This window comes from Candidatus Accumulibacter sp. ACC012, from assembly GCF_907163155.1.
GTDB lineage: Bacteria > Pseudomonadota > Gammaproteobacteria > Burkholderiales > Rhodocyclaceae > Accumulibacter > Accumulibacter delftensis.
This window is the reverse complement of record NZ_CAJQUC010000002.1, coordinates 636,715-648,760: the sequence shown is the minus strand read 5'-3', so window position 1 is coordinate 648,760 and position 12,046 is coordinate 636,715. Positions and strand designations below refer to the sequence as shown.

Sequence of the window (12,046 nt, the reverse complement as noted above, 5' to 3'; positions counted from 1 at the left end):
CGGCAAGCATAGACCGACGAAATTCTGCAGAAAAGCAGAAATCTTTATAAAGATACATCGAAAATCCCGAAGTGTTCGCGCACCCGGCCGTGTTTGCCGACGGCGCCCGGCGAGGTAGCAGCGCCCGCTTGTTGGCGAGGCTCAGGAGGCATCCCCGGACGACCGTGGGCGTGCCCGTGAGGGTGCCGGTTGAACGGGCGTCTCGGCGGCAGCTTTACTACTGGTTTTTGCGGAGCGCCGTGGGGCGCGTTTGATGGCGCCGAAAACCTTGTCGCGCGCCTCCTGAATGACGGCGACGATTGCCGGATGACTCAGGCGCCGCTCGGTAGTGATCGCGAACAGCTGTTCGGCGATCGAGTCGATACGACCGATGGCCTGCACGCGATACTGATCGCTGACGTAGGCGGCGATCGCCGTCGGTGCGACGAAGAGACCGGCTCCGGCCTGGCCGAATGACTTGAGCAGCGCGCTGTCGTCGAATTCGCCGACGATGTGCGGGTGCAGGCGGCTGGCTTCGAACCACTGTTCAAGGCGCAAGCGGATCGCCACGTCGTCGCCGGGCATCAGAAAGGGCGCGCCGTTGAGCAATGCCGGAAAGCTGCCATTCAGGGTGTCGAGCAAGCCGGGTGCGGCGAAGACGGTGAGGTCGCTTTCGCCGAGTGGGTGGCTGTAGCCGCGCACGTTCAGGTTCGCCGGCATTGGTCGGTCGGCGATCACCATGTCCAGGCGATGCACGGCGAGGTCGGCGAGCAATCCGGTCAGGCGTCCTTCACGACAGATCAGGCGTACTGCCTCCGGCAGGTGCAGCACCGGTTCCACGAGCCGCAGGGCGACCGACTTGGCCACCGAATCGGCAATTCCCACGGCGAAGGGCAGGCTCTGGGTCATCGTCTGGTCACGAGCAACCTCCAGCAACTCATCACCAATGGCGAATATCTCTTCGGCGTAGCTGAGGATGCGCCGCCCGGCGCCGGTGAGTTCCAGGCCGCGGCCGACGCGGCGAAACAACTCGACGCCGAGTGATCCTTCCAGCTCGCGCAACTGGCCGCTGACTGCCTGCGGCGTCAGGTGCAGTTGTTCGCAGGCGCGAGCGATGGCGCCGCACTTGGCGACCATCCAAAAGTAACGCAGGTGCTTGTAATTGAGCGAAGCCATGAGTGTCCGTAAAAAATAGGCAGGCAAGACGGGCAAGAAAAACAGGCAAGATAAAATGATCTATCGAGACAGTATATTCGATTGGTCGGATGTCTCGGCATATCCTAGACTGCCTCTTCCGATCAACGCAAGAGAGGAGACAAGCATGCATATCGACACCCAAGCCAGGGGCTTCGAGCTCAGCCCGGAAGTGCGCGATCACGTCCAGCGGCGCCTGGGCTTCTCGATCGACTGGGCATACGACCGCGTCAATAGTGTCTTGGTTGTTCTATCCGATATCAACGGGCCGCGCGGCGGCAAGGACAAACGCTGCCGCATTCAGGTCGCCGTTGCCGGCGCGGCCGACGTGCGCATCGATGACACCCAGGCCGATCTCTACCTGGCCATCGATCGCGCTGTCGATCGTGCCGGGCGGGCGCTGGCCCGCCAGGTAGCGCGGCAACGCCAGCGGCAGCCTGGCCGCAGCAGGGACGCCCGCGCGGCTTTGGCCGTGGGTGTGCCGCCGGCAGAGGCCACTACAACGACCGTTTGAGCCGCCTGCGGCGTACCCGCAGCGGCTTGAAATCTTTTCCCAACAGGAGTTCAGAATGAGTACCTTCAATATCCAACCTGCGGCCCGTACCGCAACGAGCAGTGGCCAGTCGGTCATGGCCACCAATACGGTGATTCGCAACACCTACCTGCTGCTGTCGATGACGCTGCTGTTCGCTGCGCTCACCGCCGGCGTCTCGGTGGCCCTGAAGCTGCCGCATCCCGGGTTGATCGTCACCCTGGTCGGCTACTTTGCTCTGCTCTTCCTCACCAACCGGCTGCGCGACAGTGGCTGGGGCGTAGCCTCGGTGTTCGCCCTGACCGGCTTCATGGGTTACACCCTGGGGCCGATCATCGGTCATTACCTCGGCCTGGCCAATGGCGGCCAGACGGTGATGATGGCCATGGCCGGCACGGCGACGATCTTCGTCGGTCTGTCGGGCTATGCGCTGACGACGCGCAAGGACTTCAGCTTCATGGGCGGGTTCCTGATGGTCGGCGTACTGCTCGCTTTCCTGGCCGGGCTGGGGGCCATCTTCTTCGAGATTCCGGCCCTGTCGCTGACCGTCTCGGCGGCCTTCGTGTTGTTGATGTCGGGTCTGATCCTCTACGAAACCTCGAACATCATCCACGGTGGCGAAACCAACTACGTAATGGCCACGGTGACCTTGTTCGTCGCCATCTTCAACCTCTTCACCAGCCTGCTGCACCTGCTGGGTTTCATGAACGGTGACGATTGAGTCGGTCGCCGGTTTTGACCTGCGCTGTGACTGACTGAAGAGGCTTTGCTAGCGCTTTTTGGTAGCGTTTCTCGACGGCGGCAACAGCGCTGCATTGCCGTCCGGCAGGGCCGGTGGTCACCGGCCCTGCCGCCTGGCTGGCCATCATGGGCGGCCAGCCAGGCGGCCACGAGTGCGTTGGGGTGGGGCAAAGTTCGCTATAATCCGCTGCGAACCGTTCTCATCTTCACCTCTTCACGCTACCACAGGCAGGCCCCAGGGAGCCTCTCCCATGCGCAACGAATCGCTGACCCCGGAGGCCATTCCGGATTCGCTGGTCGGCTTCACTCCGCCGACTTCACCGGCCAGCTCGCGGCATGCCGACGGAACGCTGGTGGACAAGTACGGCCGGCACGTGACCTATGTTCGCCTGTCGATTACCGACCGTTGCGACTTCCGTTGCTGCTACTGCATGGCCGAGGAAATGACTTTCCTGCCGCGGGCGCAGGTGCTGACGCTCGAGGAATGCCTGCGCCTGGCCAGTACTTTTGTCGATCTCGGCGTGACCAAACTGCGCGTCACCGGCGGTGAGCCGCTGGTTCGTCAGAACGTCGTCTGGTTGCTCGAACGACTCGCCGTGCTGCCCGGTTTGAAGGAGCTGGTGATGACCACCAACGGCTCGCAGCTCGATCGCTTTGCGCCGGCCCTGCTGGCCGCAGGCGTGAAACGCCTCAACATCAGTCTCGACACCCTGCGTGCCGAGCGCTTCAAGGCGATCACGCGCGTCGGCGAGCTGGCCAAGGTGCTGCGCGGTCTCGATGCTGCGCAGGCGGCCGGTTTCCAGCGCCTCAAGCTGAACACGGTGATGATGCGTGGCACCAACGACGATGAGTTCCCGGAGATGGTCGAGTTTGCCGTCGCGCGGGAGATCGATATTTCCTTCATCGAGGAAATGCCGCTCGGCGAAATCGGCCATGGTCGCCAATCGACCTACATCAGCAGCGAGGAAGCAATGGCGCAACTGGCGGAGCGTTTCGTGCTGCTGCCGTCGACCGAAAGCTCGGGTGGACCGGCGCGCTACTGGCGCATTCCGGGAAGCTCGACGCGCGTCGGCTTCATCTCCCCGCACAGCCACAATTTCTGCGACAGCTGCAACCGCGTGCGCATTACCGCGCGCGGCGAACTCTACCCCTGCCTGGGCAACAACGACGCCAGCCATTTGCTGCCGCTGCTGCGCGCGCATCCGACCGACGACCGCCCGCTGCGCGCGGCGATCGTCCAGAGCATGGGTATCAAGGCCAAAGGCCACGACTTCAGCAATCAGATGAACGCCCCGCAGGTGGTGCGCTTCATGTCCATGACCGGTGGCTGAGCGCTGCTGGCTGAAGGAAGTCTGCGTAGTCCGTAGTCCGTATGGAGCCATCGCTGCTCGCCAACCCGTCACTTCTCACCCTCTTTCAAGGCGAGTCGCCATGAGTCTCACTGCCCGTTTCAGCTGCCTGAGCGATTACGATCCCGACGCGCTGTCGGTCGAGCAGGCGCGTGCCTTCATTCGCAGCCAGCTCACCCCGGTGCGTACCCAGGAGCGAGTGGCGCTACGCAGCGCCCTGGGTCGCGTGCTGGCCAGCGACGTGATCGCGCCTTTCAATGTCCCGGTCCACGACAACTCGGCAATGGACGGTTACGCGCTGCGCCACGCCGATCTCGCGGGCAGCGGCGAGACGCGCCTGCGCGTGATCGGCACGGCGCTGGCCGGCAAGGTTTTCGCGGGCTCCGTCGGCACCGCTGAATGCGTGCGCATCATGACCGGCGCGCTGCCGCCGGCAGGATGCGACACCGTCGTCATCCAGGAGGTGGTCAAGCTCGACGGCGATCAGGTCATCGTCCCGGCCGGGCAGCGCGCCGGACAGAATATCCGCCTGGCGGGCGAGGACCTGGCTGCCGGCAAGCCGGCGCTCGCCGCCGGGCGCTTGATCCGCCCGGCAGAACTCGGCCTGATGGCGTCGCTCGGCTGTGCCGAGGTCAGTGTTTACCGCCGTCTGCGCGTCGCTTTCTTCTCGACCGGCGACGAGCTGTGCTCGATCGGTACGCCGCTCGCCGACGGCGAAATCTATGACAGCAACCGCTACACGATTTTCGGCATGCTCACTCGCCTCGGCTGCGAGGTGCTCGACCTCGGTGTCGTCGGCGACGATCCCGCGACTCTCGAAGCAGCCTTCCGCGACGCCGCCGCCGCGGCCGACGTGGTCATCACCAGCGGTGGCGTTTCGGTCGGCGAGGCCGATTTCGTCAAGCCGCTGATGGCGCAGCTCGGCGAAGTGCTGTTCTGGAAGATCGCCATGAAACCCGGCCGCCCGATGGCTTTCGGCCGCCTCGGCTCGCGCGGCGGCGGCGGTGATGGTGGTGATGGCGGTGATGAGCACGCGGCCTGGCTGTTCGGCCTGCCGGGTAATCCGGTCGCGGTGATGGCGGCTTTCTACCAGTTCGTCCGCGACGCGCTGCAGGCGCTGATGGGCGCCGATCCGCTGCCCGGCGTGCCGCTGCTGCCGGCGGTGAGCAGTGTGGCGATGAAAAAAGCCCCTGGTCGCACCGAGTTCCAGCGTGGCGTTCTCGGCCACGCGGATGGGAAATGGAGCGTCCGCCCGGCCGGTGCCCAGGGCTCCGGCGTCCTGCGCTCGATGTCCGAAGCCAATTGCTTCATCGTCCTCGAGCATGAGCGGGGCTCGGTCGCTGTCGGTGATGCGGTGCACGTGCAGCTCTTTGACGGGCTGGTCTGAAGCGCGCCGTCCCTGCTGAGCTTCCCGGGAAACCGGACACCGGGAAATCGGGGAGAGTGAAGTACAGGCTTTCGCCTGCCCTCCACTCTCCCCTATTCTCCTCACTTCCTCGCCTGGCTGAGGGGGCCGCGGTCTGGCGGGGATGATTCGCGGCAGGCTTCAATTTCTGGCGATTTTGTGACCACGTGGCGCTCTCCCGACTTTTTATCGCGCACCCCGATGGCCGTGCATTCCTCCATCCGCAGATGCGTCATGACCATGACGATACTCTCGAGATCTCAAGGCGTGCACAGCACCAGACGAAGATCCACCGTGCCGCGGTCGGCTCCGGCCGTCAGCTTGAAGCCAAGGTCCTGGGCCAGGTGCTGCATGCGCAGGTTGCCTTCCAGGGTTTCGCCGCGCAGTTCGCCGATGCCGCGGCTGCGCGAGCAGGTGATGAGGCTCTGCAATAGCAGGCGCCCGAGCCCCTTGCCCTTGCATCCCGAACTGACGACGATGGCAAAATCCGCGACGGCGTGGTCGGGATGGGACACGGCACGGATTTCTCCCAGTGAACGCTCGACACCGTCGCTGCCGCGCTCGATGGCCACCAGCGCCATCTCGCGATCGTAGTCAATCTGGGTGAAGCGAGCGAGCTGGGAGCGGGGCAGATGGCGCATCGCGGCAAAGAAGCGCATGCGTGCATCCTCTGGATCAAGGGAGCGAATGAGATTGCCGAGTGCGATTTCGTCCTCCGGTCGGATCGGACGGATCAACAGCTGCCGACCGTTCCAGTCCACTTGCTGCTCCAGTTCTTGCGGATAGGGGCGAATCGCAAAGCGTCGCAGGCCGTGCTTGCGGCCGCTTTTTTCGATGCGGATGCGGGTGTTCAAGGCAAGCACACCGGAGGTTTCGACATGCAGCGGATTGAGTTCGACGCCAAGCACCTCGTCGATATCGCTGAGCAGTTGTGACAAGCGCACCAGCGCCGTGCGCAGCGCTGATTCCAGCGCCGCACGCTCATTACCGCCAAGCTCCTCGGCAAAATGGCTGCGCGCCAGCAGGTCCTGGGCCAGGGTCGGGTTGAGCGGCGGCAGGGCGACGACGAAAGCGCCTTCGCCGGATCTTTTTGCAGCTGCGGCGGGACCAAGGAAAATCACCGGACCGAACACCGGATCGTCGGCAACGCCGAGACGCAGGGCAGGGGCGCCACTGCGTGCGGCGCTGGGTCGCAAGAGGTAGTTGCTGACGCGCTGCCCCGGGTGTTGAGTCTTGGCAATGCGGCGCAGGTCGCGAACGGCGGCATGGATGTCGGCCGGCGAGCGGAGTCCGGAGGCGAGCGCTGCAAACGGCAGGGCGTTGGCCAGGACCAGGCCGAGATCGACCGGATAGCCGATATCGTCAGCGCTGCGGATCGCCGCATCGATGTTGCGCGCCAGCTGATACTCGGCAGAGTCGATGCCGTAGGCGTGCAACAGGCGGCGCGCCTGGACCGGCGTCAGCGTCTCCATGCCGGCCGCGATCGCTTCAGCGACCACTGTACGGGCGGCAGTGGTGTCGGGGGAGAAGCCATCCGTCTGCGACGGCGGCATCTGCATCAGCAAGCGCCGATTGCGCTGGTAATCGACGATGCCGAGAAAAACGGCGATGGCCTTGCCCGGTGAGTCGTGGCTCAGGACCCCGTGCGCCGCCGCAATGCGCTGCGCCTCGAGCATTGCCGTACCGCCGACCCAGCAGGTGAACACGTTGCGCCCGCTGTCCTTGATCACTTTGCACAAGGCCGCGGCGATCGCCGTGCTTTGCGCAAACGGCGACGGCGAACAGACGGTGAGCACGCTGTCGGTGTCGCGGTCGTCGAGCACCGCAGCCAGCGCCGCCGCCCAGTTTTCCGCCGAAATGTTCGCCGGCAAGGCGAGCGGATTGCTCGCCGTCAAGCGCATCTGCAGGCGTTCGCCGAGGCGCTTCAGGGTGTCCTTGGAAAGTGTTGCCAGCTGGCCGCCGGAAGCTAGCAGCGTGTCAGCGGCAATCCGCCCGAGACCGTGACCGTTGGCCAGAATGGTCAGCCGTTCGACGCGCAGCGAACGCACCCGCGCCATCGCCTCGGCAGCTTCGAACAAGTCTCCCAGAGTGTCGATGCGCACCCAGCCGGCGCGGCGCAGCGCCGCCGCGTAGACCTCGCTGGCGGTAAACGGCTCGCTTGCTGGCTGCCTGCTCGCCATCCGTCCGCTGCGTAAGTAGACGACCGGCTTATTGCGCGCCGCGGCGCGCGCTGCGGACATGAATTTGCGTCCGCCGGTGATGGCATCGAACTGCACCAGGATCGACCCGGTATCCGGATCTGCCGCCAGCCAGTCGAGAGCGTCGGCGAGATCGATGTCGATGCTGGCACCCAGGTGCAACACCAATGAGAAGCCGATGCCCTTGCTGTCGGCGCGATCAAGAACGGCGGCGGTAATTGAAGCCGACTGGGTGAGCAGGGCGATTTTTCCGGGCCGGGCGACGATCGGGGCAACGCTGGCGTTGAGAGCATTCGGTGGCACGAGGAGACCGCCGCTCCCCGGTCCGAGGACGCGTAGCAGGTACGGTTGTGCCGCAGCGAGGATGGCCTTGTGAGCCGCCACGATCTGGCGGCTGTTCATCCTGTCGCGCAGCGACATGCCAACGATCACCGCCCGTGTACCGCGTGCCCCGAGTTGGCTGATGATCTGCGGGACGTGATCCGGCGCTGCGCAGACGACCGCCAGATCAGGCACCACATCCAGCCCGTCAAGACGCACATGGGTGCCGATCGCGAAGCGCCAGGCTTTCCTGGCGGTGACGGAAATGAGCGGCCCGGAAAATCCACCGGCGCCGAGATTGCGCAGCACCACCTCGGCGTAGCGGCTCGGCTCGTCGGGTTCGGCAACAATGGCCACCGACCGGGGACGAAAGAGGAATTCCAGATTCCGGATAGTCATTGGAAAGGTGCTGTGTTCTTTGCCAGAAATTGCTTTGCTGGCCGCAGGATGACGGCGCTCGGCAGCCGGCCATCAGCATACCTTCATCAACACCGAAGTTGAGAAACTGAATGCCGCCTGGGGTTCGTACTGGCGAGCTTCGTAAGGCGATTGCTCGAGCGCTGGCCAATAGCCATGTGCTGGCCGACAAGCAGCCGACAAGCAGCCGACAAGCAGCCGACAAGCAGCCGACAATCAGCGCGGCCGTTCTTGCAAATAGGCTTCAAGTGCAGGTTTCAGCTGGCCCGGCTTGAGCAACTTCTCGGTGAGCGCCAGCGCCTTCTTGACATCGTCCAGCGACATCTGGTTGGCCAGCACCTGACGGTTCTGCGCCGCCTGTGTTTTGCCCTTGCCGGCATAGGCCACCGAGACGTTGTACAGCGCCATGGCCAGGATCTTGTCCTGCGCCACGCCCTTGCCGCCCTGGTAGAGCACGCCCAGGTTGCTCAGCGCATCGATGTCACCCATCTCGGCGGCCGGACGATACCAGCGCGCTGCCTCGGGATAGTTCACCGCCATGCCGACACCGTGCTCGTACATCGCGCCGAGGTTGTACTGGGCATCGCTGTTGCCCTGCTTCGCGGCTTTCAGGTACCAGGCCGCCGCCAGTTTCAGGTCTTTCGTCACTCCGTAGCCGTTTTCATAGAATACGCCCATGCCGTACTCGCCACGCGCATCGCCGCTTTCAGCCAGCGGACGGGTTTCCTGCAGCGCCTTGGCGTAATCGCCGGCCGCGAAAGCCGCGGCGGCTTCGTCGAAGCCGGCCTGCGCCGGCGGTACGGTCAGTGCCAGGCTCGAACAGAGCAGCAGGCGCACGGCAGTCGTGCACGCTGCGCGAAGCAAGGAGGTGTCAATCATTTTCATGGCTGTCTGTCTTGATGTGGCATGTGCCATTTCATTTATGAATTCCAAAAAAAGCGCGGGGCGTTCGCTGAGGAAAGATGGAAACACCCCGCGTGCTTGATCGTTTCGGCGAATTACATCGGCGCGGCGCGCGCGCCGTGTTGGCGAACGGCGATCAGTCGGCGATGGCCTTGACCTTCATCGCCGTTTCCAACTTCTTGATGTCTTCCGGGGACAATTGCGGCCGGTCGATCTTGATCGTCAGTTTGTTGAACTTGGCGGTCAGCGGGAAGGGCGGCTTGTAGTCGGCGTCGTTGATGCCGGTGATGGTGTCCGAGCCGATGTCGAAGCTCTCGTCCCACTGCAGGATGACCGGAAGCGTTTTTTCCATCGTTTTGCTGGCCACCACCTTGCCGTCCACCTTCAAGGTACCGGTGCCACTCTTGCCGATGCCGGAGAAGTTGTTGAAGGCCATCGTGCCGACACCGAGTCCGTCATACTTGAAGTCGAATTCCAGAATGTGCTGACCGGGAGCGAGCGCCTGCGGGCCTTCCCAGGTGATCGATTCAAGCGCGAGCAGGTTCCAGCAGAACACCGGCTTGCCCTTGAGCAGGTAGAAACCCCAGCCCGCAAAACGCCCGCCGGAAGTCGCGATCATGCCCTCGGCCCCGCCTTCCGGCACGGTGATGTCCGCCGTCAGGGTGTAGGAGGTGTTGAGCAGGTAGGGCGCATCACCTTGCGGAACGCCGGTCATCGGCCGCGTGTAAACCAACTCGGAGAGACCCGCGGTGAGGCTCGGACGGGGAGACGCGACGCGGGCGCCGACCGACGCATCGAGCGGGAAGACCTGGTACTTGTTCGCTTCCGCGACGAACATCTGGCGCATCTCCTTGACCTTGTCCGGATGCTGCGCGGCGATATCGGCGGACTGGTTGAAGTTCGTGCTCAGGTCATAGAGTTGGAAGACCTGGTTGTTGAGCGGATCCGGGTTGGCGGCACTGAAAGCGTCCCAGGGCGCACGGTCGACCTTGGTGCTCAGCAGCCAGCCTTCGTTGTAAAGAGCCCACTGGCCCATCATCTCGAAGTACTGGATCTTGTGGCGAGATGGCTCCTTGGCGTTGGCGGCATCGAAGGTGTAGGCAAAGCTGGTGCCCTCGATGGGCTTCTGCTTGATGCCGTCCACGTACTCGGGCGCGGCGATGCCGGTGACTTCGAGCAGCGTGGGCACCACGTCGATGACGTGCATGAACTGCTCGCGCAGGCCGCCCTTGTCCTTGATGCGCGCCGGCCATGAGATGACCATGTTCTGGTTGATGCCGCCGAGCCGGGAGGCGTTCTGCTTGAACCAGTCGAAGGGTGTGTCAAAGGCCCAGGACCAGCCCGCCGACATGTGGTTGTAGGCGAATTCGGTGCCCCAGGCGTCGTAGAATTTCATCTGCATTTCCACCGGCGGGCGCACGCCGTTGAAGAACGCGACTTCGCTGAAAGTCCCTTCTGGTCCGCCCTCGGCGCTGGTGCCGTTGTCACCGTTCTGGTAGATGATCAGCGTGTTGTCGAGCTTGCCGAGGTCCTTGAAGCCCTGGATCACGCGGCCGATCTCGTGGTCGCTGTAGGCCACATAGGCAGCGAACACCTCGACCTGACGGATATAAAGCTTCTTCGCCTCGGGGGTGAGCTTGTCCCACGGGGTAAGGACGTCATTGGGCCAGGGGCTTAACTGTTCGTCCTGCGGAATGACGCCCAGCTTCTTCTGGTTGGCAAAAATGCGCTCGCGCAACTTCTCGTAACCGTCGTCGAAGAGATGCATGGCGTGGATCTTGTCCACCCACTCCCGGGTCGGGTGATGCGGCGCGTGCGTGGCGCCGGGCACGTAGTATAGAAAGATCGGCTGCGTGGGGTCGGTCTGGTGAATCCGATACATCCAGTCAAGGGCGTCGTCGGCCATGGCGGTGACCAGGTTCCAGGAGGGCTCCTTGCCGGTGACCGGCCAGATCGCGGCCTTTGCATCCGAGCGATCCATCTTCAGGCTTCCCTCATGACCCAGCCACGGGTAAATCTGCGTCGTGTTGCGGAAGAGGTTCGGCCCCCACTGGTTGGCGTCGCCGCCGACGAAGCCGTAGAAGTAGTCGAAGCCCATGCCCGTCGGCCACTGGGTGAAGGGCCCGACCTGGCTGGCCTGATAGGTCGGCGTGTTGTGGTCCTTGCCAAACCAGCTCGTGGCGTAGCCGTTGTCGCGCAGAATACGGCCGATGGTGGCATTTTCCGGGCCGATGATGCTGTCGTAGCCGGGGAAACCGGTGGCCTGCTCGGCAATCACGCCGAAGCCAACCGAGTGATGGTTGCGCCCGGTAATGAGCGCGGCACGCGTCGGCGAGCAGAGCGCGGTGGAGAAGATGCGGTTGTAGCGCAGCCCGTTGGCCGCGATGCTGTCCATGGTCGGTGTCGGGATGACGCCGCCGAAAGTGCTCGGCACGGCGAATCCGGCATCGTCGGTCATGATCAGCAGGACATTGGGCGCGCCTTTGGGCGGCACCACACGCGGCGGCCACCAGGGTTTGGACTGCAGGGCGTCATCCTTGATTACACCGCCGAAGGCCGGTTCTGGCGCCGGCAGTTGCTTGCCGCTGATGGTGGTGGTGGCACTGGGTGAACCCAGCGTGCCGGTAAGTTCCTGAGCCAGTGCGCTGCCGCTTAGGGCCGCCAGACTGAGCACGCAGGCGAGCACTTGGGCCCGGCGTTTAGTTTTGCGCATGTTTTTCTCCGTCAAAAAGGTTATGCATAGTAGCTTATCACTGGGGTAATGAAGGGCGATTGGCCCGGCATTGTCACCCACGCGTATTACAGCAGACTGACGCCAGGGGCAAGGGACGGGCTGTACGCCGAGAATTATTGCCGGCAAAGCGTGTTCAGAGTGCATTGGCGATGGCAGCAATGGCCCGCGCGACATCTTTGGCGTCGGTCGCGCAGCCACAGACCGAAACCCGCATGCGGCGTCGCCCGCGCCTGGTGGTCGCCCCGCGTTTGGCCACCTCGCGTGTAGTCGCCA

At 63.8% G+C, this 12,046-nt stretch carries 8 protein-coding genes; 4 read left to right on the top strand and 4 right to left on the bottom strand.

All coding sequences use genetic code 11. The features are described 5' to 3' along the window. Nucleotides 1-141: 141 nt before the first annotated feature. Nucleotides 142-1,155, bottom strand: a complete 1,014-nt coding sequence (gene nhaR / locus QZ648_RS03420) for a transcriptional activator NhaR (protein WP_291996104.1) — start codon at nt 1,153-1,155, stop codon at nt 142-144. A gap of 145 nt (nt 1,156-1,300) precedes the next feature. On the opposite strand from nhaR, the gene QZ648_RS03415 reads away from it, so the two are divergent. The 4 genes from QZ648_RS03415 to glp all read left to right on the top strand — a co-directional run bounded on the left by QZ648_RS03415 (nt 1,301) and on the right by glp (nt 5,182). Then, nucleotides 1,301-1,687, top strand: a complete 387-nt coding sequence (locus tag QZ648_RS03415; RefSeq protein WP_169067660.1) for an HPF/RaiA family ribosome-associated protein — start codon at nt 1,301-1,303, stop codon at nt 1,685-1,687. A 55-nt stretch (nt 1,688-1,742) separates the two neighbouring features. Then, on the top strand, nt 1,743-2,426 hold the full coding sequence (locus QZ648_RS03410; protein WP_169067661.1) for a Bax inhibitor-1/YccA family protein: 684 nt from the start codon (nt 1,743-1,745) through the stop codon (nt 2,424-2,426). Between the two features lie 271 nt (nt 2,427-2,697). Further along, a complete protein-coding gene (moaA, locus tag QZ648_RS03405; RefSeq protein WP_169067662.1) occupies nt 2,698-3,777 on the top strand; it encodes a GTP 3',8-cyclase MoaA in 1,080 nt (359 codons plus the stop codon). A gap of 100 nt (nt 3,778-3,877) precedes the next feature. After that, complete coding sequence (gene glp, locus QZ648_RS03400; protein ID WP_291996103.1) at nt 3,878-5,182, top strand: gephyrin-like molybdotransferase Glp; 1,305 nt, start codon at nt 3,878-3,880, stop codon at nt 5,180-5,182. Between the two features lie 278 nt (nt 5,183-5,460). Here glp and QZ648_RS03395 read toward each other — a convergent pair whose 3' ends face one another. The 3 genes from QZ648_RS03395 to QZ648_RS03385 form a co-directional block, all read right to left on the bottom strand. Then, nucleotides 5,461-8,118 carry a GNAT family N-acetyltransferase gene (locus QZ648_RS03395; RefSeq protein ID WP_291996102.1) on the bottom strand — a complete coding sequence of 886 codons (2,658 nt, stop codon included), beginning with the start codon at nt 8,116-8,118 and terminating at the stop codon, nt 5,461-5,463. A gap of 234 nt (nt 8,119-8,352) precedes the next feature. Next, entirely contained in the window at nt 8,353-9,021 is a 669-nt protein-coding gene (locus tag QZ648_RS03390) for a tetratricopeptide repeat protein (protein WP_169067666.1), read from the bottom strand. Nucleotides 9,022-9,175: 154 nt separating this feature from the next. After that, nucleotides 9,176-11,752 (bottom strand): arylsulfatase, encoded by a 2,577-nt coding sequence (locus tag QZ648_RS03385; RefSeq protein ID WP_169067667.1) that lies wholly within the window; start codon nt 11,750-11,752, stop codon nt 9,176-9,178. Between the last annotated feature and the right edge of the window lie 294 nt (nt 11,753-12,046).

Bases quoted from the DNA above. Each gene is read 5' to 3' on its own strand.
- QZ648_RS03395 (WP_291996102.1), bottom strand. From the start codon at position 8,118: ATGACTATCCGGAATCTGGAATTCCTCTTTCGTCCCCGGTCGGTGGCC.
- moaA (WP_169067662.1), top strand. From the start codon at position 2,698: ATGCGCAACGAATCGCTGACCCCGGAGGCCATTCCGGATTCGCTGGTC.
- QZ648_RS03390 (WP_169067666.1), bottom strand. From the start codon at position 9,021: ATGAAAATGATTGACACCTCCTTGCTTCGCGCAGCGTGCACGACTGCC.
- QZ648_RS03385 (WP_169067667.1), bottom strand. From the start codon at position 11,752: ATGCGCAAAACTAAACGCCGGGCCCAAGTGCTCGCCTGCGTGCTCAGT.
- glp (WP_291996103.1), top strand. From the start codon at position 3,878: ATGAGTCTCACTGCCCGTTTCAGCTGCCTGAGCGATTACGATCCCGAC.
- QZ648_RS03410 (WP_169067661.1), top strand. From the start codon at position 1,743: ATGAGTACCTTCAATATCCAACCTGCGGCCCGTACCGCAACGAGCAGT.
- QZ648_RS03415 (WP_169067660.1), top strand. From the start codon at position 1,301: ATGCATATCGACACCCAAGCCAGGGGCTTCGAGCTCAGCCCGGAAGTG.
- nhaR (WP_291996104.1), bottom strand. From the start codon at position 1,155: ATGGCTTCGCTCAATTACAAGCACCTGCGTTACTTTTGGATGGTCGCC.